Raw genomic sequence first — 24,480 nt, 5'->3', positions numbered from 1 at the left:
AATAGTGGGCTAGCACCGCAAACAATAGCCCGCCTTAGGGCGGCCAATTTCGCGGATGCTTCATTCATAGGATAAGTATAGTCGCATTTGAAAAAAAAGAAAGGCTCCTATTACTTTCAATGACTTTCCCATTGGCCTTGAAACAACAAAGCCGGGCTTGAACCCGGCTTGTTGAATATATTCTTTAATTTCATTGCGAAGTGGCCTAGCGCCGCAAACAATAGCCCGCCTTAGGGCGGCCAATTTCGCGGATGCTTATAAGCAAAGAGCTTTTAACTTCTCTACGTAAGAAAGCTCTTCCCAAGGAAAGAAACCATCTTTAGTTCTACCAAAGTGCCCGTAAGCAGCAGTTGGAGAATAGATTGGTCTAAGTAGATCAAGTCTTTCGATGATAGCCGCTGGCTTCATATCAAAGATTTGGTTAACAGCATTGTTAATCTTAGCAACGTCTACTTTCTCTGTACCAAAAGTATCAACAAGAAGTGACATTGGCTCAGCAACACCAATTGCATATGCAACTTGTACTAGAGCTTTATCAGCAAGACCTGCAGCAACGATGTGCTTAGCAATTTGTCTTGTTGCATAAGCTGCTGAACGGTCTACCTTAGTTGGATCTTTACCAGAGAATGCTCCACCACCGTGAGCACCGTGACCACCGTAAGTATCAACGATAATCTTTCTACCAGTTAGACCACAGTCACCCATTGGCCCACCGATAACAAATTTACCAGTTGGGTTAATGAAGTATTTCGTGTTGTTATCAACAAGTGATGCTGGAACAACTTTATTAACAACTTCTTCTCTCACTGCTTCTTGAACTTGTGAAAGAGTCATATTGTCAGAGTGTTGAGTAGAAACAACAATTGCATCGATACGAGATAGCTTACCATCTTCGTACTGTGCAGAAACTTGTGTTTTACCGTCAGCTCTAAGCTCACCTAGAGTTCCATTCTTTCTAACTTCTGAAAGTCTTTCAGCAAGTCTGTGTGAAAGATCAATTGTCATTGGCATGTAGTTATCAGTTTCGTTACAAGCGTAACCAAACATTAGACCCTGGTCACCAGCACCTAATTCTGTATATGTACCTTCACCAACGTTTACACCTTGAGCAATATCTGGTGATTGCTTATCAAGAGCAACCATCACACCACAAGTATTAGCATCAAAACCTTTATCAGAGTGATCGTATCCAATCTCTCTAATTTTATTTCTTACTGTTTCTTGGAAATCGATATTAGCTGTAGAAGTAATCTCACCTGCAAGAACAACTAGACCTGTTGTGATCATAGTTTCACAAGCAACACGAGATTTTGGATCTTGTTCTAACATCGCATCAAGTACCGCATCACTGATTTGATCCGCAATTTTATCAGGGTGCCCTTCTGTTACTGATTCAGAAGTGAATGTAAAATCTTTTAGCACTGCCTCATCTCCTAGCTATAAATAATTAATACACTAATAATTGTATGAATATACTGCTATTAGCGCGTTTTAACAACTAGTTTCAACTACTATTTTCAATAGCTTATACTCAATAAAAATTAGTAATCATCCTTCTTTACGAAGTATTTGAAATAATGAGGATTACGGTATTGATAGAACTTACCGCTTTTGGCCGAATGTACATAAACTTTATTTTTATAGCGATATACATCGTAATTATGTTCACCACTATCTTTAAAAGAATATAAGTAGTTCAAGTTCTTTCGAGTAAGCAATGTTTTTAATCGCGTGGTATTGTGAATTAAAGGCCCTGGACGCTCTTCCATACTAGAGTACTCATCCCACAAAGAAGACATATCCATTCTTCCAAGCATTGAAGCTCTTGAGAAGTAACGTGTTGCCTTGAAGTCTTTATCTGGATTATGTAATTCATCCAAAATCATTTTTAAGTTCTTACGCATTAACTTTCGTGCAGACTTTGATTGGTCAGGACAAAAGATTCCCTTCGAAGCAGGAATAAAAAAGTATGTAAATGAAAACTGGCCTCTTTTAAAGAGTACATTAAGCCACGGATACTTTTCAGTATTCTTTACACCTGCTTTAACAAGAGATTGATAGAATGGTTCATCACTTTCAATCGTATTATAGCCAGGATTTGTCACTCGATTAATTACAACCTTGGCCACATCTCTTCTTTCACTTCCATAGTTATCATCGAGGCGTCCAACTTCATGAATCAAAATCGTTTCAAGTGCATATAGCTTGCGATAAATCTCTTTTTGTCTTTTCCAAAATTTATAAACCAAGGCCTCTTTGTCATAGATATACTGGCTTAAGGCATAGCGGGCCTGATTCTTATCTTCGAAGATTTTCTTTAAGATATCATCTTTTGTTTTACTCTTATTGAGTAGGTCAACGTAATAGTCTTCACGTTCAATGATCTTTTTTTGCCAGTACTTTGTTCTAGCATAAGTCTTCTTATGACCTTTTCTTAAGACCCCATCGAGACGAGAAATTAAATCAGAAATATCATAACGAAGATCTTCAGTTAAGAATGGTTGGTCAAAGCCAACAATACGTAGGTAGACTGAGTCAATCAGAGAGCGAAGACTTAAATCAGATCGACCTTTTTTTGGATCAACACTTCCGTCTTCAACAATTTTTCTCAGTAAGTATGCAGAGTTTGACTTCTGTTTTCCTTCTGCTGTTTCTAGGTCCTTAACCTTGTCGTACTCACTTCTTAAATGTAGGTGATCAACAGGGAAGTTAAAAGACTGTAAGAAAAAGAGGCTATTTAGATATCTTTCAAGATCTTTGAGAAATTGTTTGACCTCTTTCTTTGATTTTAGGGCCACATGAGACTTAGCCTTTAGATCCTTGATATAGCGATACTTATAATTGTGGCGCATGGCCTTTTCAAATTGACTTTGGATCTCACGATTGCGGGCAAGAACATTTCTAAAAGAGCGCATTTTAGAAAGGCGTTCATTAACACCTTTAATCCACTCTCTCTTCTTCTTCATTAAAGGAACGTATTCTTTGATTGTTCCTTCATCGAGATCTCCACTTAATTGAAAAGGAATAAAGATTCCATTCCCTAAGAAATTCTTATAAAGCTTTTGAGACTCGTTATAAATTTTCATCGAGCATGTTGTTTTATACTGCTTGCGATGAAGCTTCATATACTCATTGATCACTTGTGTATCAGATAAGTTCTTTGCGTGAGCAAACTGCCCAGAGAAACTTGTAAAAGCGATGAGAAATGGAAGAGTTGTCTTAAAGTGTTTTAACAAACTCGCTACTCCATAAACCTAGACAAGAACTATTACTCATAACAAGTTGAACACTCTGCTCACTGCTATTTTCCTTTATTAACGTAATCAAAGGTTCTAACTCTGTTACAATATTAGTTCTTATTCCACTTTTTTCTAAGTCAGACTTTAGCTTATCAACATCAAGATCACCTTGGCCCTTTGCCGTTGTAGGACGTGATGGTTTGATAATTGTTGCACTGGCCGCGCCCTTTAAAGAGTCCGCAAATCTTTCTTGGAAAAGATCACTACGTGCAGTTGCTGAGCCTGGTTCAAGATAAGCATGTATCTTCTTTCCTGGATATTTTAAGGAGATTGCATGCAACGTTTCTTGGACGGCAGTTGGGTGGTGAGCAAAGTCGTCAATAATAGGCGAAGAATTGAACTCACCTTTTACTTCCTGCCTTCTTTGCACCATTCTAAGATCTAAGATGCCGGCCTGAATTTCTTCTGGAGTCTTTCCAGCTTTTAAAGCGACAATAATAACTGACGCTAGATTAAGAATATTATGATGGCCCATTAGGTTTGTTTTAAACTCATGCTCACCAACTGAACATTTCATTGAAAACGAAGTCAGGCCATTTTCGACATTAATGATTTTTACATTTTCACGATCATACTCTGACCAAGACTTATCCGTGACCTTTAGATCATTGATACTTTGCCACTCTGAGCAAGCTATCACTTCGTCGACACTTGGAAGAATTGCTTTAAACTCATTTTTAATATCTTCAATTGACTCAAAAATATCAGCATGGTCAAACTCAAGTGATGTGATAATTAATTTATTGATATAGTAAGAGCGAAACTTTGAGAATTTTTCAAAGTATGCAGAATCGTATTCGTCAGATTCAATAAAGAAGTAATCACCTTTTCCCACTCTAGCAGGTGGACGCTCATCCATTACCCCACCAATGAGATAACCAGGTTCCATTCCTAGTTTTTCAAAAAGTTGAACACCAAAGTATGTTGTTGTTGTCTTTCCATGAGTTCCAGAAATACCAACAACGGTTTTATCTTTTAAAACTAAGGCTCCTATTGCCGCCGGAAATGAACAAAATGGAAGGCCACTTTCTTCAATAAATTTTGCATCATCAGAATTTCTTGCGACGACATTTCCTACAACGATTAAATCGTAGTCTTTAATAATCTCTTCAATATTGTGTTCTTCAAATTTATAAACATCAATACCCGAGTTATCTAGATAGGTACTCATTGGTGGATAGAACATGCGATCCGCACCAGCGACCTCAAACCCAGCTTCCTTAAGAAGGCATGCAGCCGCTCCCATTCCCGTCCCGCAAATACGGTAAAAGAACACCTTTTTAAATTTATTTGATTCTTTCAATGCAGATAGTGCATTTATATCTTTGTAATTTTCTAAATTCATAACTTACCCTTTATCCGTCAATTTTAACCGTTTTTCGGACAAAGGGTAAGGGTAAATATTATGATCAACTAATTACTGTTGAGATAAGAACATCTTAATTACATCCTTACAAGTCTTGGTAGAATTTGTTGGCGTGATACCGGTTGGATCAATTTGTTTCCACCACTCAAGCGTTGCTCTAACTTTGTAATCACTATCGGCCTGCACCGCTGATCTTTCAAGTTCTGTTTCTTTAAGAAGACGTCCTATTTTTTCTTCTACTGAATCCTGAATTGCTTCAATATCTCCTGCTGGTTCAATTGAAATAATCTCATCAGGGAAGACGATCAGTGGGATCATTTCTTCTAGTTCATTATAATTTGAAACAAGATTTAATAAGCTTCTATTTTGAGACATCTTTAATGCCGCTATTTTTTGGCCGTGGTATTCACTAGCAAAATTATCCGCAACAGAAAGAACTGATCCCGATAAATAAGGAGAACCTAATGGCTCAACACTATGCCCTTTGAAAACACCAGCAAGAGACTGAAACTCAACTGGCATATGTACACCTGCTTTCTTGCTAATTTTCTTATCAAAGTAGGTTTTTAACGAACGCAGTCTTCTCGTGTAACTCCCCTGGTTCTTTGTTAGAAGCTTGGCCATTAAGAAGTGGCCACCATCATTGGACTCACGAACAAGGTCATCTCCTAAGCCTCTAAAGCTCACAAAGAAGTCATCACTAGGATTTTCAATTTCCTTTACCCATCTTTGCCATGCTGCAATCTCAGTTGGCTCCATTTGTTCCCATGGCATATACGCTTCAATTAACTCGGCCACTTTTTTGCGATTATTAGAAGCAATATAATCATCTAGTTTGAGATCTTGCGCCTCAAGCGCCTTATGAAGAGCTTTCCATTGTTTAGCTAAACCATTACGAATCGTTTTTTCAGCACGTACCTTCTTCTTAAGATTATTTGCAATCTTTGCTGCATGTGCCTTTCTAATTTCTGCATATTGTTCAATTTTACTAAGTGCTGCATCTGCATTTCCGGCAAATTTACTTCTCATTAGATTAGATAATTTATCCATTGCATCCACTTCTGCTCGTGCTAAGAACTCACGAGAACGCATTGATCCATGTTTTGCATTTAAAGCGGCTTCGGCCCAAAAAACGGGATGCTTTAAAAAGTCATCTCCACGTGTAATTTGATTCACGTGAATGGCCTCTTCTAAGAGGACAAGTGGATTATTATACCCTTCTTCCGTAAGGCGCACCTTTACAAGAAGTCCCTTCTCAGGATCAATATCTGGAACAATTTCAGCAAGCTTTCCATCTTCAAGAGTCGCATTCTTTTCAACGACGACTTCAAAGCTATAATTTGTTTGTGTAATTTGATTTGCCCTTTTAATCATTTCATTGAACATCTCAACTGGATCTTTATTAAATTGTGCTTTGAATTTTGTGTGTGAGTCAAAATCAACTAATAAGTCTTTTGTCGCCTGATCCGGTTTAAAGAATGAAAGATGGCAGAATTTTTCATCAACACAAACATCTGAGTTATTAACAGTTGGTAAGAAATTAAATTTTAAATTACCATTATAAGTAACTTGGGCATCAAGACCGGCTTGTTTAAATGCTGATTGTGAATAAAGATTTACAAGGAAGTCACTGTCAAGACCTACGTATTTTGGAATTGTAACAAATTCCTCAGAAGGAGGTCCTCTTATGAAATTGATTTCACAAAATTTAGAAACCTTTGCAATTTCATTTTCAAAATCTTTAGCAGCTTCTTTATACTGATCCACTAATTCTTGTGTGTCAGCATGAATATTAATAATAATCTTACCAGTTTTTGGGTGCCACTTTCCGTCGACAAACTCTTTATCAACAGAAATCTTAGGCATATGCCCAAATTCTTCTAATTTCCTTAGAACATAACTCGAGACCTCAGAAGATTCTGTAATTCTCTTTGTAAAATAGTTGTCGCTAAAATTATCAACAGAATCTACTGCCGCTTGAATCTCCGCCTCAGAGACATTCTTACTATCCTTTAGCATAGAGAAAATATAGTATTTTAGAGTGTTGGCCTTATTTCCAAGTACTTTATCGATTGTACTTCTTAGAATTCCAATATGGTTATCAGCAGTATTTACACCTTGTGGAATCCCAACCTTATCTCTATCAAGCATTGCATAGAGAAGTTTATTAAGAGAGTTTCTTCTTTTAGCTCCAGTTGCAGAAGCAAGAGTCTCACCTTCCGACTTAAGAACATCTGATATTAGTAGATAGGCTTGAAGATCGTCATCTTGTCCATTTAAAATTTTTCTTAAGTGACTTACTTCAACTTCGACAAAATCAGAATGACTTGAACTTTCTTCTAACCACTCATTTGTTTCAATAAATGGAGAATATACATGATCAACAGTACCACCAACTTTGGCACCATCAATATCCATAATTGTTCCACGAAGCTTCTTACTCTCACCATCTAAACGCGTATGTGAAGGGATAACAAGATCACCTACACTATACCCTTTCTCTGGGAATGCTCCAGCTGTTCCAATATATGTAATATTCTTATGACCTGTATTTTTCAGTGCCTTTGCAAGTGGCGAAATTTCATCTCCCCAACTATTTGCAACAACACGCCATACAACGTCTTCTCCTTCAGAGTTTTTAAAGACAATGTCTGACATCGAAATAACATAATTATCATAGTCATATTTCTTAAACTCAAAGGGCTCAATTCCTTTGCCCTTGATTGTCTTTTCTAGCTTCGTAAAGGCCGTTTCAATATCTTTTTTATTTTTGAAAATATCGTATTTCTTGATATCTCCATCGGCCATGAGATCTTTAAAAGAATCTTTTAACTTATCTGAGATGTGAGATAGAACCAAGTCTGGCTCGTCATCGTATAGATTTTTAAGAGCACGAACTTTCCACAGCGTTTCAAAAGTTCTCTCAATAGCACCTTTTTGTCCGATAATGACTCTTTCAGACTTTGGTAGGTGTCTAAAAATCCCAGAGAGCTCATCTTCCATCATCTTATGAGTGTCATCAAGATCACCAAAGATACGAACCTTATTTGTTACTGTATGTCCTCTCTTAGATAGACCAAATTGTAGCATTAGGTGATTTAGTCGATCTTTTCCACCGATTGCTGTAATCGCATAACGATAAGTCGACTCACCAGGGTATTGAACGGCATAGATTTTATTGTAATTATTTGCAAATGGACGAATTTCTTTAAGTATCTGACCACCATTGGCCTGTAAATTCTTTAAGAACTCTCTAGAGTTTTCAAGGTGAAATTCAACATCACGATTACTTTCAACTGCTTCCCAGAAAACAGCACGTGTCGTACGGTTTGAAATATAGTGATCAGCATCTAAAGTCAGCTCACCATTTTTAATTCCTTGATCAGGAAGAGTAAATTCAGACCTTGGTTCTACTTTAGTAATAGCAGAGTCATCTTTTGGTTTTATTTTAGAATCAAGAAGAGTAAAACCTTCATTTAATTTATTTTTAAAGAAGTTATAACCCCACTCATAACTAACCTTTGTCCCAGAAGGCTTCTTACCTAGACGATCTTTTAAGATATCATAAATAATTGCATCGTATTTCTTTGCATCAAAGATTCGAGAGTCAGTTGAGTACTTATCAATAATATAATCAAGCTCAACTTTCTTAAGTTCTCCTAGTGCTTCATCATCAATCTTCTTACCGAAGTTATTGATATATTCACCGATATAGTAATCGAGTTTATCAACAGCTAGTAACGTCTCTAAACGTTCCATATCAGCAACGGAAGCAGGTGCTCGAGTGCTGAAGTATGAATACTCAGAACGATCTACTTGCGAATACTGTGTAAGTACAGTAAGTGTTAGAAGTAAGACGGAAAGTAAACCAAATGCTTTCTTATGCATGAATTCCTCTTTTATTGCCTCTTTTACTGTAAGAAGCTCTTAATAGCGTATAAACAATTATTAATCTTAGGCATTTCATCGATCACTTTAACTTTCCCCTTACTAGAAGAAGAAAACTTATTCTTTAAATTACTAAAGAAGTTACTAATCTTCTTTGCAATTCCGACATTCTCATTAGTTGCCCCAGTTAAGTTTGTTTTTAATTTTGGAACAAGATATGCCTTTTCATAATCATTAAATTCACTTGAACGAGAAAGGATTTCATCAGCGATTCCCGGACCTTGTGCATCTCCATAAATCCTAACCATTTCTTTCTTAAGGCCATCATGAAGTGCATCTTTGATTGCTGAACGATTAACCTTTTCCATATAGTCTTCATCATAGAAGCCGACCATTTCATCAGGAAACGTAATTAATGGTGCTAAGTATTCCATCTCAGATTTAAACCCAGACATTTGATTAAACATCAGAAGTTCTGGATCAATTAAGAATGCCCCCATGGCCCCTTTAGCGTCGGCAACTGTTTTGTCATCCGCTATTGAAAATCCAAAGGTATAACCTGTATCAAAGTTTGAAGTGAACGAAAGGAATGGACTTCCCTGCGCTTCAATAGAGTGCTGCCTAAGCATTGTTGTTAGGCGTGCAGTTTCAACAAATTTAGAATCTGTATTACTTGGATTAGAAGCAATTTTCTTTCCATACATTGTTTGAAGAGAGCGAAGTCTACGATTATAAGTTCCTTGATTTCGAGTTAAGATAGTAGACATCGAACCAAGGTTTGCTTTCTTTACAGCATCTTCATACTCAAGCTCTTGGCCATCAACAATCTGAGGAAATAAGCGGTCACCGTATGTCCCACGGTAAACCAGAACCTTATCTTTTGCAGGGATTGGGTTTCTCATGCGCTTAAGAATATGATTCCAATATGAATCTTCAATTGGAGTCATCTGTTCCCAAGGAAGATATTTCTCTAAAAGATCTGCAACACCTTTGCGATCATTATTTTGAATTAATGCCTTTAACTGATGATTCTCAGCAGCTTTATCAAGTGCGGCCATTGCACTCTTACGAGCTGTTTCTTTGGCCTTCATTTCTTTTTTTACAACCTTAAAATCGCTTTCTAGTTCAGAGATACCTTCTTCAATAATTTTGCGATCTTCATCATAAATTGCAGAATCACCTAATGCCTTCATCTTTAAATTTTCTAAGGCAATCTTTGCACGAAGATCACCTGCTTTAGCATTGTGAGCAATTTCAAAGAATGAATAGATATTTACAATATTCTTCCTTTCATTAATTTCAGAAAGAAAGTTGAAGAGTAGACTTTTAGATGACTTAGTCATGGCCTCATCATTTGTCGAACGAATAACTTTTAAGACATGAACACCATTACCTTCAATTGTTGTATCAATTGCAAAGGCCTGTCCCTCTGGAAGCTCCATTGACTCTAGCGAGATCATAACTGCCCTCGTTTCACTCGAGTCATAAGCTCGTTTTTGCAGATTAACATTATAATGTGCAACTAACTCTTCGAGATTTCGGTCAAATAGATCAGGTGCTTCTGTAATCGTATTCAAATAAAGCGCCGGTTGATTATCAACCTGGTCTTCGATACTAGAAATTGATCTTTTCGTTTGCTGGCAAGAAACCAGTAAGAACGAAAGTACTAAAAATAATAATTGAAATCGCTTAAGGACGAGTCCCATTTTTCATCTCCGATAAAATACTTGATATTTATCGGCAATTATTAACAATTTCTTAATTTAAGGTGTAAGACAAAGAGTAAAATCAATCACTTACAAAAGAAAGTATTTGCAATTTCCTTTCGTATTTCGCTCAATTTCTTTCGATCATACCAATATTTAATGACTTCATTTGCTAGAATCACGACACCTTTTTGTGAATGGGGCTCGATCCAAATTGATGTCCCAGTAAAACCAAGATGACCAAAAGTATCTTTATTAGAACACTTACCAGCAAGAGAAGTTTCAGGGTTTGTCACGCTATCCCAACCATTAATAAATCGCTGATCGCTTTCACGCTTCGTTTTACTAATTAACTGGTATTCACAATTTGCTTTTAAGAGTGTTTTACAAACACCATCAATTGTTCCAAAAAGTCCTGCATGAGAAACTTTCTCAGCGATAACAAAAGCGTTATCATCGTGCACTTCTCCATCGATGATCTCTCTATTTCTACGGCCAGTAGGAACACAAACCTCATCTTCAATATCTAGCCAGTGCTTAATCTCTTCATCCCACATTGGTGAGACAAGATCATAGAGCCCATGCTTCTTTTCAATTTCAAGCTGAAGCCTTAGAGCACTGAAGTCAGAATAAAGAGTCTCACTTTCTTTAACAGGATAAGAAAGAATTTGTTCTCGCCAATTATCAAAAGAAATCCTTCCCCAAGAGTTTAATCCACCTCGATGATTTAAAAGAAGCTTCATCTCTTCAGAAAATATTTCAGGTTTATTTAAATAGGCAAAACCAAGTGTTAACGGCTTTGTCAGAGAAGCAAGATCAAAGTAAACTCTTTGACCTTTTAAAAAAGGATTTTCAAAAAATGAAAATGATTCATAAGATTCATTTTTAAAATCAATATAGGCAAAAGCAAGGCAGTTAAAATTATAACTGCCAAACTCTGCTTTTATTTTTTTTGTTAATTCTTCTATCGACATTACTTGTTACGAATTACGGCCTGAGCAGCTGCCAGACGAGCGATAGGCACTCGATAAGGCGAACAAGATACATAGTCTAATCCAATTCGATGACAGAAGTCGATTGACTGAGGCTCACCTCCGTGCTCACCACAAATTCCAACGTGAATTTCTTTGTTAGCACTTCGTCCTTGCTCAGTTGCAAACTTAACAAGATAACCAACACCTTCTTGATCAAGTGAAACAAATGGATCATTTGGAAGAACTGATTTTGAAATATACTCAGTTAAGAAACGTCCAGCATCATCACGAGAAAGACCAAAAGTTGTCTGAGTTAAGTCATTTGTTCCAAACGAGAAGAAGTCTGCATGATCAGCAATCTCTGCAGCAGTAATCGCTGCACGTGGAAGCTCAATCATTGTTCCTAACTTGTACTTAAATTCCTTATCACCTTTTGTCTTATCAATTGTTGCCACTAAGATTTCTCTAAGAATTGATAATTCTTTAGCTGTTGCTACAAGAGGAACCATAATCTCAGGTCTCACATCAATGCCTTCAGCAAGAGATTCTAGAGCAGCTTGAGTAATAGCAGTAACCTGCATTGTATAGATCTCAGGATAAGTGATACCTAAACGACAACCACGGTGACCAAGCATTGGATTGAACTCGTGAAGTCTTTCACATCCATCTTCAATAGTTTTTACTTCTACATCAATATACTCAGCAAGTTCTTTTTTCTCTTCATCAGAATGAGGTAAGAACTCGTGTAAAGGCGGATCAAGAAGTCTGATATTAACAGGCATACCATCAAGGGCCTTAAAGATTCCCTTAAAGTCTTCTTTCTGATACGGAAGAAGTTTTGCAAGTGCCTTTTCTCTTTGAATCGTTGAATCAGCAAAGATCATCTCACGAACTGCAAGGATTCTTTCCGGCTCAAAGAACATATGTTCTGTACGACAAAGACCAATACCTTCTGCACCAAACTTTACGGCCGTTTCACTATCTTCAGGGTTATCAGCATTAGTACGAACTTTTAGCGTTCTAATCTCATCTGCCCAAGACATGAACTCAGCAAAGTCAGCATTGATTTCAGCATCAAGAGTTGGTACTTCACCTTCAATAACTTCACCTGTTCCACCATCAAGTGTAATGAAGTCACCTTCAACATATTTTTTATCGCCAACAATCATTGTACGATTTTTACTATCAACTAAAATTTCAGAACATCCTGCAACACATGGTTTCCCCATTCCACGAGCAACAACGGCCGCGTGAGAAGTCATCCCACCACGTGCAGTTAGAATCGCTTGAGCAGCTGCCATTCCCGCAATATCTTCAGGAGAAGTTTCCTGGCGAACAAGAATAACTTTCACCCCATTTTCATGCATACTAGTTGCATCGTCTGAGTGGAAAACAATTTTCCCAGCACCTGCACCAGGAGAAGCTGGAAGACCTTTAGCGATAATATTCTTCGTTGCATCTGGATCAAGTCTTGGGTGAAGAAGTTGATTTAGTGCTTCAGGATCGATTTGCATAATTGCTTCTTCCTTCGTCACAATCCCTTCTTTCTCAAGATCAACAGCAATCTTTAAAGCGGCCGCTGCTGTTCTCTTTCCATTACGAGTTTGTAGTAGATAAAGCTTATCTGCTTCAATCGTAAATTCGATATCTTGCATATCTTTGTAATGTTTCTCTAGTTGCTGATAAAGATCTGTAAGTTCAGCAAATGCCTTAGGCATATATTCTTCAAGAGTTTTTTCATTTCTATTTGAATCATTCTTTGAACATTCATTAATTGGTGCCGGTGTTCTAATCCCTGCAACAACGTCTTCACCTTGAGCATTAACAAGATACTCACCAAAGAATTTCTTATCTCCAGTTGATGGATCACGAGTGAAACAAACACCTGTTGCACAGTCATCACCCATATTACCAAAAACCATGGCCTGCACATTTACTGCAGTTCCCCAGTCTCCTGGAATATTATTCAGCTGACGATATTTAATTGCTCGTGGGTTATTCCAAGAACCAAAGACGGCCTCAATTGCTAGCCATAATTGCTCCATTGGATCAGTAGGAAATTGCTTTCCAGTTTCTTGAGCAATAATTTGCTTATAAACCTTAACTAAGTTTTTAAAGTCTTTTGCATCTAATTTTGTATCAGAATCAACGCCCTTTGCTTCTTTTAAGTCTTCTAGAGTTGACTCAAGAAGAGAGTGGCTCATTCCCATAACAACATTGGCATACATCTGAATGAATCTTCTATATGAATCCCAAGCAAATCTTTCATTATCAGATTTCTTTGCAAGGGCCTCTACTGTTTCATCATTTAAACCTAAGTTAAGAACAGTATCCATCATCCCAGGCATTGAGACTCTTGCTCCAGAACGAACAGAGAAAAGAAGTGGATTCTCTCCACCACCAAATGTTTTCTCAGTTGATGACTCGACAAGCTTTAAGGCCTCAACAACTTGTGACTTAATTTCTTCATTTATAGTGTTTGCTTTTTGATAATCGATACAGGCTTCAGTTGTTACTGTAAAACCTGGAGGGACTGGTAATCCAAGAGCAGACATTTCAGCTAGGTTGGCACCTTTACCACCTAGAAGATTTTTCATGCTTCTATTACCTTCAGTTTTTTCTTTTGAAAACGAGTAAACCCATTTACTCATAACTGCGCTCCTTGCTTAGTATAGAAAAAAGGCCACGAATCTGTGGCCTTTCAAAAAAATATTTTAAATGTAGATTCTATCTCTTAAATAGTTTTTAACTTGATCGAGGGCGATACGCTCTTGATTCATGGAATCTCTGTCACGAATTGTAACAGCGTTATCATCTAATGAATCGAAGTCAAAAGTGATACAGAACGGAGTTCCGATCTCGTCTTGACGACGGTAGCGCTTACCAATTGATCCTGCTACATCGTATTCAGCAGCAAATTCTTGTTGAAGTTCATTAAATAGTTTTGTTGCTGGCTCATTTAACTTCTTTGTTAATGGAAGAACAGCAACTTTAACAGGAGCAAGAGATGGGTGGAACTTCATTACCACTCTTTCATTCTCTTTATCACCTTCGTTTTCAATTCTAAAAGCATCACACATAATTGCTAGAAGTGAACGATCACAACCAACAGATGTTTCTAGAACGTATGGAAGGAATTTTTTATTCCCATCCTGTAGATCAGTATACTTTAAGTTCTTCCCTGAGAACTCTTCGTGTTGACGTAGATCGAAGTCTGTTCTTGAGTGGATCCCTTCCATCTCATCCCAACCATGTGGGAATTTATACTCAATATCTTCCGCAGCATCAGCGTAGTGAGCAAGCTCATCTCCTAAGTGTGGATGCCATCTTAAATTTTCAGGACGTAGTCCATTTGATAAGTGCCAATTCCAACGAATCTCTTTCCACTGCTCCATGGCCTCCATTTGAGTACCTGGCTTAATGAAATATTGCATCTCCATTTGTTCAAATTCACGAGTTCTAAAAATAAAGTTACCTGGAGTAATTTCATTTCTAAACGCTTTACCAATTTGAGCAATACCAAATGGTAGCTTCTTTCTCATTGTTGATTGTACATTTAGGAAGTTTACGAAGATCCCCTGAGCTGTTTCAGGTCTTAGGTAAACTTTAGCTGATGAGTCTTCTACTGGACCCATTTGCGTATTAAACATTAGGTTAAAGTCACGTGGTTCAGTGAACTCACCTACTGCTCCACAGTTTTGACATGGAGCTGATGTATCAATTTTATCTTCGCGGAAACGTGACTTACATTGCTTACAATCAACCATAGGATCATTGAAGCCATCAACGTGACCTGAAGCTTTCCAAACTTGTGGGTGCATGAAGATCGAAGCATCAACACCAACGATATCTGAACGTAAAGTCATGGCCTTCCACCACTTATTCTTTAAGTTTCTTTTTAACTCAATTCCGTATGGGCCGTAATCCCAACAAGAAGATAGACCGCCATAAATTTCCGAACTTTGGAAAATAAATCCACGGCGTTTAGCTAGACTAACAATTTGCTGCATGTCCTTAATATTACTTTCTGACACAATGCCCCCTACTATGGTAAATAATTGCACAAAGTATACCTTTTGAAATGCCGAACGGCTAATTATTTTCCCATTAAGGTACGCGCCACCTTTTTGTAATATTACTAACTTATGCGTCAATTTTTATTGAAATTAATAGAAATTCGACTAGTTTATAAGTACTGCCTAATAACGAAACTCAACTTGGATAAGTAGTCTTTATAATTGCGAAGGATTTGCATGAATTTACTTATTTTCTATATATAAATTACTGAAATCACGATTTGGTATCGCGTACCTTTTGCTCTCGTGCTAAAAGCAGGTCATGAAAAAATCAGAAATTCTCGCCCCTGTGGGCAATATGCAAATGTGCCTAGCGGCAATTCACGGTGGTGCGGATGCCATCTATGTTGGAATGCCAGGATTCAATGCTCGTGGGAGAACTCACGACCACTCCGTTAATGAATTAAAAGAGATTATCGACATGTGCCATCTCTATGGAGTTAAGGTGCACGTCGCATTTAATATTCTCATCTTTGAAGAAGAAATTTCTGATGCTATTGAAAGATTAAACGAGGTTGTGGCCCTAGGCCCTGATGCCCTAATCATTCAAGATATCGGACTAGCAAATATCGTCCGACAATTATATCCAGAGCAAGTTATTCACGGCTCGACTCAAATGACAGTGACCAATCACGATCATATTACATTTCTTGAAGACCTTGATATCAAGCGATTTGTACTAGGACGTGAAAACTCAATTCCAGAAATTAAAGAGATCAGATCAAATACGCAGCGTGAGCTTGAAGTCTTCACTCACGGAGCTTTATGTGTCGCCTACTCTGGCCAATGCTTTACTTCAGAGAGTATTGGAGGGCGTTCTGCGAATCGTGGTCAATGCGCCCAAAGTTGTCGCTTCTCTTACGAGATGTTTGTGGATGGAGAAAAACAAGACCTCACAAAACACGGACGAAAGATGAGCTACCTAGTTTCGCCACAAGACCTTTGCGGAATCGAAGAAGTCAATGAGCTTCAAGACATGGGAATTGATTCTTTTAAAATTGAAGGACGTCTTAAAGGGCCGGCCTATGTTTCGACTGCGGCAAGTGCATTTAAAGCAAAACTTGAAGGAAAGAAAGTTGGCCAAAAAGAGCTCGACAATATGGCCCTTACATATTCACGAGGACTCTTTTCAGGATGGCTTCACGGGGTTGACCACCAACAACTTGTTAAAGGTCACTACGGCGCTCACCGAGGAATAGAACTTGGAAAAGTAAAAAAAGTTTCTCCTCCATTTTTAGAAATCGACACTGATCGTGAATTAGAGAATGGAATGGGTGTTGCAATATGCGACGACAATAAGGGCCTTGAGGTTGGATCTTCAATCTTTGGTGTAAAAAGAAAAGGAAAGCGCGTAAGCCTTTCACTTGCTCACGATTTTAAGTGGAAGCAAGTTCGCCCAGGTATGGATATCTATTTGAACTCGGATCCAAAAGTTGCAAAAGAGAGCGAGTCCTTAATTAGTGATATCAACAAACAAAAGCGTATTCCAATCCAAGTAACACTTATTGCAAATGTTGGAGAGAAGCTCACATATAAAATTAACGATGGTTTTAACCAAGTTATAATTGAAAGCGAAGACTTAGTTGAAGAAGCAAGAAAGCCAGCAGATTTAGAAAAAGTTGAAAAAGATGCATGTGCCCTATCTCGTACAATCTATGCTGTTTCAAATTTTGAATTGATAACAAATGAGAAGTCTCCCTTCATTCACTCGAAATCATTAAAGAAGTTGAGACAAGAAGCCGTCGAAGAATTAAATAACAAGCGAGTCTTTGTTAAGGCCCCTCAGACCCAATCTTTTAATCTTTCAAAGAAAGAAGTTTCTGAAAACGATATTACTCTAAACTTCCTACTTAGAGATATAGATCAAGTAAAAGAAGCATTTGAAGTTTTAAAAAGCTGTGAATACGAAAGACTATTAATTACATTAGACTTTGAATTTGGTAAGGACTACAAGCCTTCACTAGAGCTTTTAAAACAACTTCCAAAGTGCCAAGTTGGTATTGCTACGAATAGAATTTTGAAACCAAAAGAATATCATCACTTAAATGTTCTAACTCGATTAGAACCTGATTTTATTCTTTGTCGTAACCTTGGTTCTTACCAATACTTAAGGTCTAAATGTGACATTCCACTTAAAGGTGACTTTTCTTTAAACGTCGCAAATTCACAAACGGCCAATTACTTACTAGATAAAGGTTTTGAAACCTTAACATCATCATATGATTTAAATGCAAAGCAATTGGAAAACCTTCTTGCAAGTACTGATGCTGGGAGAATTGAAGTAAATATCCACCAATATATGCCAAGCTTTCATATGGAGCATTGTGTGTATGCTGCCTTCTTATCGGAGGGATCATCATTTAAAGACTGTGGGAAGCCATGTGAAAAGCATCATGTGGAACTTAAAGACCAATTTGGAAATATGCACTTTATTAAGGCCGATCAAGAATGTCGAAATACAATGTTTAATGCTATTGCACAGAGTTCGACAGACTTAATTGACGAGTTAATTGCAAAAGGTGTTTCTCAGTTTAGAGTCGAACTTTTAAACGAACACGGAGAGAAGCTCAAGAGTAAGCTTGAAAGTTACCTTAACTTCTTTAATGGAAAGATTTCCACGAATGAGTTAAAGTCTATGTTAGGCACTCAAGAGAAGTACGGAATTGGTACAGGAATGCTTATGAAAGAAGACACATATCAAGCGAGAAAGAATTAATGGCAAAGGCCGACAAGTGGTTTGTCTACATTATCGAAACAAAGAATGGGAAGCTCTACACAGGAATTACAACTGATGTAGAGCGAAGATTTGAAGAACATAAGAATGATCCTAAAGGTGCAAAGTTCACCAAGGCCAATCCACCTAAAAAAATTCGTTTTACAGAAGAGCATCCAGATCGCTCAAGCGCAAGTAAACGAGAAGCTCAAATTAAGAAGCTTACTCGTCCTCAAAAGCTGACTTTAATCAAGGAATCGTAAAAATTAATACCTACTAGGGTATTGATTTCTTGTGCTTCAATTAGAGATTTTATAAATAACACCTATGAAATTACTAATTGCACTCCTCATCTCAAGCGCAACGTTTGGGGCATTTACTGAAATACGCTACGATTTATCAACTCATCAAGAGAAACAAATTTCTGTTACTAAAAAGAAGAAAGTTCTTATTTTCCTTTCGCCTAGTTGTCCTTGTTCACAAAAACAATTCGACTATATTAACTCTCTTGCAAAGAAGTTTAGCAATATTGAATTCATTGGTTTTAGCTCGAACAAACATATCAGCAAGAAGAAGGCCCTCGAATACTTTGATCAATTCAAAATCAACTTTCCTATCTTCATTGATCAAGACTTAAAGTACGCAAATAAAATGAATGCCCTAAAGACTCCTCATGTCTTCTTATTAAATGATAAAGAGGAAGTTATCTATCAAGGGGCCGTAACAAATAAGAGAAGCCCTGAGCTATCTTCAAAATTCTACTTAAATGACGTGCTTACAGCATTACAAAATAAAAAAGAACTACCATATAAAGAATCAAAGGCACTTGGGTGCTATATCGCGAGGTAAATATGTTAAATTCATTTAAAGCATTAATTGTACTAGTTATCACTGCTTCTGTCATGGCGTGTCCATTTCAAATCGAATCACAAAATCTATGCGTTGATATCGAGTGGACTAACGGGCCATTTGATGGAAAGCCTTCAACATTTGAAGCAATTGTTTATGACAAAGACTCAGGAGAAAGAGTCTCTCCGAAAGAGCTTAAAGTTTATGTATGGATGATGATGGCAAACGGACACCAACACGGTGGACCAGCTATTTCTTGGTCATATGATGAAGATCAGATCATCAATGGGAATGCAAAATTCTTTATGGGACATATGAAAGGTTACTGGCAAGTTCGTTTTGAATTAGATGGTGACATTGCTGCAATTGATGTGGAGCTTAAGAAGTAATGAAATTATTATCACTGGCACTTTTATTCTTATTATTCACAAGTTGTGGAAAATCTCCATTCTCTGGCGACCTAAAAGAATTAGTTGGTGGACGTGATAATATTACAAATCAATTACAATTTAATACAGAGGCCCTGACAATTTCTCGTCAATGGGAAAAAGGGCCACTGCTCTACGATAGCTCAACGATCACGATCACATTTAAAGATTCAGCAGATAACCTAAAAGATCCAATTGGAGATTTTTCGGCCTATATCTGGATGCCAGATATGGGGCATGGTTCCTATCCAATTACTGTCACGAAGGTTGCGACGGGAATCTATGAACTAACTGATATCTACTTCACAATGGGTGGTCTTTGGGATTTTCACTTACAATTAAAAGATAACGGAAACTTATACGACACTGTCTCATGGCCACTTACGCTCTAATTCTACTTACATTCTTCTTTTCACTAACGACTCAAGCATCTTCATGCTGCGGTGGTGGCGCAAATATTCCTAATATTATTTTAGGCGACCACCAGTGGGAAGCAAAAATCAACTATGCAAACTCTGCAGTAACAAGTGAAGCGGGGGTTGATGGCAAGATTCATAATATTAATTCTAAGAATGAAGTAACTGAGACTATCGCGTTTCAAGGTAGCTACCTCATTGACAGCTATTTTCAAATCGCCTTTGATATTCCAGTTAAAAAAAGAACAGTTGAGTCTTCAATCAAAGAAACAAGTACCACTGAAGTTGTCGATCCAAGCTTTCAACTGACATGGGAATTTCTACCTGAGCTCACTTATAACCTTTTAAAGCCTCGTGGCTTTCTATTCTTTAAGCAGCTAATCCCAAATGGTAATTCTATTTATAGCTATGACGATCCCCTCTTATCAGACTCACTAAGCCGAGGAGTCTACGAATCAACTCTAGGACTTGCTCTATTTAAGGTTGTTTACGACTACGACTACTCTGTGACATTAGAGGGACACTACGGTTTTAAAAGAACGATTGATAATAAAGAAGTTGAGCCAGGATTTGGATATTCGTCTTCTTTAGGCCTTGGTTATAATCCCAATGCGAAGATGCGCTTTGGTACTTCACTAACCTATTGGCAAGATAGTGCCGTTAAGATCGATGGTATTGAAGGTGAAAATAAGTACTATCTTTCAACAAGCTTTAACTACTCGTATATGTTTACTAGAAGTTCACTCGTTTTAAATTATTCAGATGAGACCATCCTAAACGTAGCAAAGAATACAAATCTAGCAAAGGCCATCTCACTTACTTACAAAGTATTTGAAGACCTATAAGAGTAAGCTTAAGGACTTGTAGTGCTCACGTTGAACGTGCTGATGATAACAAATATAATTAACAAGTTGGTTTAGCTCAGATTTTTGAATCTGTGTACCTACTTGATATTCTGAATACTTGCTTGCTGCAACCTTTAGCATTTCACTTCTAAGGGCCTTACCTTCTTGTCCATTTACTAATCTTTGCTCTTCTAAGCTTAGATGAGAGAAGTGAATAAACCCACCTTGCTCAATTGATAATGAAACAAAATCATTATCACCAATTTCAACCCCTGAGACAGCACAAGTTTCTGTTCGAGGAAAAATCCCAAGCTCTACCATTGCCTTAACAAGAAAAATGAAGAGTTCATGATTAGCATTAAAGTCACTCGCTAGAACTCGGCTTTCCAAGCGAAAGATAGCATTTGAAAGAAGGCGAAAAATTCCTTCATGACTTTTCTCACTTAAATCAAGATCGTCTTTATGTGTAATTTGTGGAGCAAACGACTGACAAAGTTCACAGAAGAAACAAAGTAAGTAGAAGGCCATTGGACTGTGGGAAATATTCTTATGGCACCATTTTTCGACATGGTCCTTACTCGTTAGAATTTCAAAACTATTTTTAACTCGACCGAAACCGACTTTAAAAAGGTAACCAACTTGTAAGATAGAAGAAACTTTCTTCTTTCCTCCTCCTTGTCCACCATAGAACATCACAGAAATTTTATTTCCGTTTCTAAGGAGTAAGTTTCCAATCAAGTGCTTGTCTTGATATGGAATCTTGTTAATGAGAATGCCTTCTAATTCAACCATAATAATAAGTCCTGACTCATTATAAAGAGATAATTACATATCTTGTAGTGAATTCTTTCCCACCACTTCCTCCCTTTCTCTAAGGCCCCAATATATTGAAATTCTTCTCCAAAGCGACCACCACGACCGATCATTTGAAAATTTGTGGACTCACTAGGTTTATAACTAATATAAATATTTTCAATTCCATGTAAATTAACTCCATGGCTCAAAGCACTAGTGGCAATAATCAGATTTGCAGGATTTAGATTCTCTCTGGCCACAAAGTCTTTAACTTGTCCTCCTACACAGTAATCACATGAAATGCCTAATCTTAGAAAGAACTTATGCCAGAAAAAGACTTCTTTTCGTGACGAACAAAAAAGAATGGTTCTTCCACTTTCAAAGAGTAATTGTTCAAAGATAAGCTTTAGTAGAAGAAGTGGCCGAATCAACATACGCTTCTTCTTATACATATTCTTCTTTTGGAAGTTTCCAATATTAAGAAAACAGAAATGCCTAAAGTTATTTTCGACATCCCTTTCGATCACACGATATAGCTCATCTGTAATAGTTGCACTCAGTCCTATCACTTTGGTACTTTTAGAAGATGAGATTTGATAAAGGAAATCAAGTAATCTAGGACGAAAGGACTCTCCCCATTCATAAAAGAGATGAAATTCATCTAACACAAAAAGAGAGTTGGATTTTAAAGCAAAATCGAGATCATCTTTAGAAAGTGACTCCACAGTTGTTAAAAAGATTCCCTTGTCAGTAATATTATCCACAACACATTCCCTCTCCTTCAAATCTTCCAGAATTGAACGCAACGGAGAGACAATAATAATCCTTTCAAAGTCTTCTAATAATTGCCAAATAAGTCTTGTTTTCCCCCAGCCCATTGGTGCCATAAATAATGTGAATGAATGCTCTCTATTGACGATCTGTGACAAAGTTGCTTTAAAATCCATACCCAAGAGGTGCAAGAAGTGGTAAAAGAATTAAAGCTATAACTCATTAAAATTAAAGAAGATGAACTCTGTCATAATTAGAAAAGATCAAATTCGCGACTCAAAAGTTGTTCTCACGCAAGAGCAATCGAGACATTTACGTGAAGTTGTAAAGGTAAAGGTTGGTGATGAACTCAAGGGAACGATTCTTGAGCAAGGGCTAACGACTCTTAAGGTAAGCAGTATTATCGACGCAATTGTCGAAGTGGAAGTTGGCCTAACTCGCCCGGGACTTCACTACCCTATCGAGCTAATTATTGCGGCATCAAGGCCACCTACGATGAAGAAAGTTTTCGAGCATTGTAGTGCAATGGGAGCGGACAGCTTTCACATCTTTAAGGCCATTCTAAGTGATAAGAGCTACCTCACTTCTAAAGTTTACGAGCGTTTTCAAGAACTATCTGAATTGGGTGTAAGCCAGTCAGCTGTTTTCTACAAGGCACCTAAGCTTAAGAAAACTTATCAATACGAAGACATGCAACCACAAGGTGTTCAAAGATTTATTCTCTCACCTTATGCCACAACCAAGTTAAAAGATGTTAAAATAGATATCGAAAGACCATTACAATTGGCCATTGGACCAGAACGAGGATGGACTAACCAAGAGATTAACGAATTTAAGAATCTTGGTTTTAAAGAGATAAGCATTGGCCCTTCAATAATGAGAGTGGAGAATGCTTCAATCGCAATCCTTGGCCATTTAAACCAATTAATGGATAGGAATTAATATGCTTAGAAAAATTGAAAAACTTTTTGATGAACAAGTAAGGCCAGCACTAGCTGCCCACGGTGGGAATATCGAATTAATTGATTACGATAATGATAAGCTCTACGTAAAGATGACTGGTGGTTGCCAAGGCTGTTCTGCTTCACAAGCAACTCTTACGGATGGTGTTGCAAGACTTGTAAAACAAAATTTTCCAGACATTGTTGAAGTTGTTGATGTAACAGATCACTCAAAGGGTGATAATCCATTTATGTAATTAGTGCTGTTTAAAGTACTCTATTACGATTTCAGCAACTTCATCTGGTTGCTCACTAGTTAGAGCATGCCCAGCATGCTCGACTTCTTTATAAGTTACCTGATCCTCAAGCTCTTTAGCTAATACCTTTCCGGCCAACTCGGGAGGAGCAATAAAATCTTCACTGGCCTGAACAATCAAAAATTTCTTTCCTGCTGCCATCTTGTATTTATTTGCATCAATGGTAGAGGTCGCATGAATTTGAGCGGCCGCAAGTTGTGGGAACCATCCATTTAACCAAATGGAAGCATCATTACCTTTTGCAAAGAATGCACAACTAATCATTTCTAATCGCTTATCTTTTTCTAGTCGCATATTAAAAGAATTCTTCAAACAATTCTGTGCTTCATTAGTCATTTGAAAATTGCCGCCAGCTGCAAGAAGAGCAAGCCCCTTAACATACTTAGGGTAATATGTAGTAAAGCTTCGTGCTAACCTATTTCCAAAAGCATGGCCCACAAGCCAAATCTCTTTAATTCCTAACTGATCAAGAGTATCTCTTATGTCATCGACAAGCTCTAGCATCGTCGTACTTTTTCCACTTAGCTTGCCAGTGCTTCTACCGATACCACGTGGCTGTATTAAAACAACTTGATAACCTGCCTCGACAAAACGATTTGTCAGAGTCGATTTATATTTCTCAGTGTAATCTTCAACCCCTCTGCCAAGCGAAGGTAGGATAACGAGATACTCGCCAACTGATGCCTTTTCACTGAAAATTCTTACGTGATTTGAAGAATACTTATGTTTAACGATGGTTTCTTTTTGAAGGTATTTAACTGTTGGTGCTTGTGTCGTACTACTACAAGAAAATAGAACGAAATGAAGTAAGATAAAAACTAAACGCATTGAAACTCCTCGATAAGCTTTTTACTACTTATCGAGAAGTCTACTTATACAAGAACTTAATTAAGTTTAAATTATGCAACTTTAGTGTGTTCTTCTAGTTCTGACTCGCGCATACCATAGTCTTCATTGGCATGAGAAATTGACCTTCTTACCCTATCTTCAGTCTCCCAATAACTTAGTCCTGAAAGAATAATATTTCCGCTGGTGGCAAATGCCATGACTGTAGTCACGAGTATAATTTCTAGTAATTCCATATTTGCCTCCTAAA

The 24,480-nt window shown here is 37.5% G+C and carries 20 protein-coding genes; 8 read left to right on the top strand and 12 right to left on the bottom strand.

Features of this window, described 5'->3' with window-relative positions:
- Positions 1-255 precede the first annotated feature (255 nt).
- The 8 genes from metK to ABMA79_RS00365 form a co-directional block, all read right to left on the bottom strand.
- Complete coding sequence (gene metK / locus ABMA79_RS00400; protein ID WP_392857430.1) at positions 256-1,422, bottom strand: methionine adenosyltransferase; 1,167 nt, start codon at positions 1,420-1,422, stop codon at positions 256-258.
- Between the two features lie 119 nt (positions 1,423-1,541).
- The gene (locus ABMA79_RS00395) at positions 1,542-3,236 is read right to left on the bottom strand and encodes a hypothetical protein (RefSeq protein ID WP_393089369.1); all 1,695 of its coding nucleotides are present in this window, start codon (positions 3,234-3,236) and stop codon (positions 1,542-1,544) included.
- Entirely contained in the window at positions 3,220-4,644 is a 1,425-nt protein-coding gene (gene murC, locus ABMA79_RS00390; RefSeq protein WP_393089366.1) for a UDP-N-acetylmuramate--L-alanine ligase, read from the bottom strand. The genes ABMA79_RS00395 and murC overlap by 17 nt, the downstream gene beginning before the upstream one ends.
- A gap of 72 nt (positions 4,645-4,716) precedes the next feature.
- The gene (locus ABMA79_RS00385; RefSeq protein WP_393089363.1) at positions 4,717-8,553 is read right to left on the bottom strand and encodes a hypothetical protein; all 3,837 of its coding nucleotides are present in this window, start codon (positions 8,551-8,553) and stop codon (positions 4,717-4,719) included.
- A gap of 23 nt (positions 8,554-8,576) precedes the next feature.
- Positions 8,577-10,259, bottom strand: a complete 1,683-nt coding sequence (locus ABMA79_RS00380) for a hypothetical protein (protein ID WP_393089360.1) — start codon at positions 10,257-10,259, stop codon at positions 8,577-8,579.
- Positions 10,260-10,345: 86 nt separating this feature from the next.
- Complete coding sequence (locus tag ABMA79_RS00375; protein ID WP_393089358.1) at positions 10,346-11,233, bottom strand: hypothetical protein; 888 nt, start codon at positions 11,231-11,233, stop codon at positions 10,346-10,348.
- Entirely contained in the window at positions 11,233-13,884 is a 2,652-nt protein-coding gene (gene ppdK / locus ABMA79_RS00370; protein WP_393089356.1) for a pyruvate, phosphate dikinase, read from the bottom strand. Before ppdK ends, ABMA79_RS00375 begins: the two co-directional genes overlap by 1 nt.
- Before the next feature lie 63 nt (positions 13,885-13,947).
- Positions 13,948-15,267 carry a glycine--tRNA ligase gene (locus tag ABMA79_RS00365; RefSeq protein ID WP_392857442.1) on the bottom strand — a complete coding sequence of 440 codons (1,320 nt, stop codon included), beginning with the start codon at positions 15,265-15,267 and terminating at the stop codon, positions 13,948-13,950.
- 304 nt (positions 15,268-15,571) lie between these two features.
- On the opposite strand from ABMA79_RS00365, the gene ABMA79_RS00360 reads away from it, so the two are divergent.
- The 6 genes from ABMA79_RS00360 (at position 15,572) to ABMA79_RS00335 (ending at position 20,560) form a co-directional block, all read left to right on the top strand.
- Positions 15,572-18,025 (top strand): DUF3656 domain-containing protein, encoded by a 2,454-nt coding sequence (locus ABMA79_RS00360; RefSeq protein ID WP_393089353.1) that lies wholly within the window; start codon positions 15,572-15,574, stop codon positions 18,023-18,025.
- A complete protein-coding gene (locus tag ABMA79_RS00355) occupies positions 18,025-18,285 on the top strand; it encodes a GIY-YIG nuclease family protein (protein WP_392857446.1) in 261 nt (86 codons plus the stop codon). Before ABMA79_RS00360 ends, ABMA79_RS00355 begins: the two co-directional genes overlap by 1 nt.
- Positions 18,286-18,349: 64 nt before the next feature.
- A complete protein-coding gene (locus ABMA79_RS00350) occupies positions 18,350-18,871 on the top strand; it encodes a redoxin family protein (RefSeq protein WP_393089350.1) in 522 nt (173 codons plus the stop codon).
- Between the two features lie 2 nt (positions 18,872-18,873).
- On the top strand, positions 18,874-19,260 hold the full coding sequence (locus tag ABMA79_RS00345; protein WP_393089348.1) for a hypothetical protein: 387 nt from the start codon (positions 18,874-18,876) through the stop codon (positions 19,258-19,260).
- Positions 19,260-19,691: a FixH family protein gene (locus tag ABMA79_RS00340; protein WP_393089345.1), complete on the top strand. Its 432-nt coding sequence runs from the start codon at positions 19,260-19,262 to the stop codon at positions 19,689-19,691. Before ABMA79_RS00345 ends, ABMA79_RS00340 begins: the two co-directional genes overlap by 1 nt.
- Entirely contained in the window at positions 19,673-20,560 is an 888-nt protein-coding gene (locus ABMA79_RS00335) for a hypothetical protein (RefSeq protein ID WP_393056633.1), read from the top strand. The genes ABMA79_RS00340 and ABMA79_RS00335 overlap by 19 nt, the downstream gene beginning before the upstream one ends.
- On the opposite strand, the gene ABMA79_RS00330 is transcribed toward ABMA79_RS00335, so the two are convergent.
- Both ABMA79_RS00330 and ABMA79_RS00325 read right to left on the bottom strand, forming a co-directional pair.
- On the bottom strand, positions 20,555-21,352 hold the full coding sequence (locus ABMA79_RS00330) for a DNA repair protein RecO (protein WP_393089344.1): 798 nt from the start codon (positions 21,350-21,352) through the stop codon (positions 20,555-20,557). The two genes, ABMA79_RS00335 and ABMA79_RS00330, sit on opposite strands and share 6 nt — an antisense overlap.
- Positions 21,340-22,302: a DEAD/DEAH box helicase gene (locus ABMA79_RS00325; RefSeq protein ID WP_393089341.1), complete on the bottom strand. Its 963-nt coding sequence runs from the start codon at positions 22,300-22,302 to the stop codon at positions 21,340-21,342. The genes ABMA79_RS00330 and ABMA79_RS00325 overlap by 13 nt, the downstream gene beginning before the upstream one ends.
- Before the next feature lie 61 nt (positions 22,303-22,363).
- Here ABMA79_RS00325 and ABMA79_RS00320 point away from each other — a divergent pair, with 61 nt between their 5' ends.
- On the top strand, positions 22,364-23,068 hold the full coding sequence (locus ABMA79_RS00320; RefSeq protein ID WP_392857458.1) for an RsmE family RNA methyltransferase: 705 nt from the start codon (positions 22,364-22,366) through the stop codon (positions 23,066-23,068).
- Between the two features lies 1 nt (position 23,069).
- Positions 23,070-23,324 carry a NifU family protein gene (locus tag ABMA79_RS00315; protein ID WP_021266260.1) on the top strand — a complete coding sequence of 85 codons (255 nt, stop codon included), beginning with the start codon at positions 23,070-23,072 and terminating at the stop codon, positions 23,322-23,324.
- Here the strand turns inward: ABMA79_RS00315 and ABMA79_RS00310 are convergent, their stop codons facing one another.
- Together ABMA79_RS00310 and ABMA79_RS00305 are read right to left on the bottom strand one after the other, a co-directional pair.
- Positions 23,325-24,212 carry an alpha/beta fold hydrolase gene (locus ABMA79_RS00310; RefSeq protein WP_393089339.1) on the bottom strand — a complete coding sequence of 296 codons (888 nt, stop codon included), beginning with the start codon at positions 24,210-24,212 and terminating at the stop codon, positions 23,325-23,327.
- A gap of 71 nt (positions 24,213-24,283) precedes the next feature.
- Positions 24,284-24,466, bottom strand: coding sequence for a hypothetical protein (locus ABMA79_RS00305; protein ID WP_392857462.1), 183 nt, complete (start codon positions 24,464-24,466; stop codon positions 24,284-24,286).
- Between the last annotated feature and the right edge of the window lie 14 nt (positions 24,467-24,480).

The organism is Halobacteriovorax sp. HFRX-2_2, assembly GCF_043196705.1.
GTDB lineage: Bacteria > Bdellovibrionota > Bacteriovoracia > Bacteriovoracales > Bacteriovoracaceae > Halobacteriovorax_A.
Note: the sequence above shows the minus strand (reverse complement) of the source record. Positions and strands in the feature narration are given on the sequence as shown.

Excerpts from the sequence above, each read along its gene's own strand:
- murC (WP_393089366.1), bottom strand. The coding sequence starts at position 4,644 with ATGAATTTAGAAAATTACAAAGATATAAATGCACTATCTGCATTGAAA.
- ABMA79_RS00385 (WP_393089363.1), bottom strand. The coding sequence starts at position 8,553 with ATGCATAAGAAAGCATTTGGTTTACTTTCCGTCTTACTTCTAACACTT.
- ABMA79_RS00380 (WP_393089360.1), bottom strand. The coding sequence starts at position 10,259 with ATGGGACTCGTCCTTAAGCGATTTCAATTATTATTTTTAGTACTTTCG.
- ABMA79_RS00375 (WP_393089358.1), bottom strand. The coding sequence starts at position 11,233 with ATGTCGATAGAAGAATTAACAAAAAAAATAAAAGCAGAGTTTGGCAGT.
- ppdK (WP_393089356.1), bottom strand. The coding sequence starts at position 13,884 with ATGAGTAAATGGGTTTACTCGTTTTCAAAAGAAAAAACTGAAGGTAAT.
- ABMA79_RS00360 (WP_393089353.1), top strand. The coding sequence starts at position 15,572 with ATGAAAAAATCAGAAATTCTCGCCCCTGTGGGCAATATGCAAATGTGC.
- ABMA79_RS00355 (WP_392857446.1), top strand. The coding sequence starts at position 18,025 with ATGGCAAAGGCCGACAAGTGGTTTGTCTACATTATCGAAACAAAGAAT.
- ABMA79_RS00350 (WP_393089350.1), top strand. The coding sequence starts at position 18,350 with ATGAAATTACTAATTGCACTCCTCATCTCAAGCGCAACGTTTGGGGCA.
- ABMA79_RS00345 (WP_393089348.1), top strand. The coding sequence starts at position 18,874 with ATGTTAAATTCATTTAAAGCATTAATTGTACTAGTTATCACTGCTTCT.
- ABMA79_RS00340 (WP_393089345.1), top strand. The coding sequence starts at position 19,260 with ATGAAATTATTATCACTGGCACTTTTATTCTTATTATTCACAAGTTGT.
- ABMA79_RS00335 (WP_393056633.1), top strand. The coding sequence starts at position 19,673 with ATGGCCACTTACGCTCTAATTCTACTTACATTCTTCTTTTCACTAACG.
- ABMA79_RS00330 (WP_393089344.1), bottom strand. The coding sequence starts at position 21,352 with ATGGTTGAATTAGAAGGCATTCTCATTAACAAGATTCCATATCAAGAC.
- ABMA79_RS00325 (WP_393089341.1), bottom strand. The coding sequence starts at position 22,302 with ATGGATTTTAAAGCAACTTTGTCACAGATCGTCAATAGAGAGCATTCA.
- ABMA79_RS00320 (WP_392857458.1), top strand. The coding sequence starts at position 22,364 with ATGAACTCTGTCATAATTAGAAAAGATCAAATTCGCGACTCAAAAGTT.
- ABMA79_RS00315 (WP_021266260.1), top strand. The coding sequence starts at position 23,070 with ATGCTTAGAAAAATTGAAAAACTTTTTGATGAACAAGTAAGGCCAGCA.
- ABMA79_RS00310 (WP_393089339.1), bottom strand. The coding sequence starts at position 24,212 with ATGCGTTTAGTTTTTATCTTACTTCATTTCGTTCTATTTTCTTGTAGT.
- ABMA79_RS00305 (WP_392857462.1), bottom strand. The coding sequence starts at position 24,466 with ATGGAATTACTAGAAATTATACTCGTGACTACAGTCATGGCATTTGCC.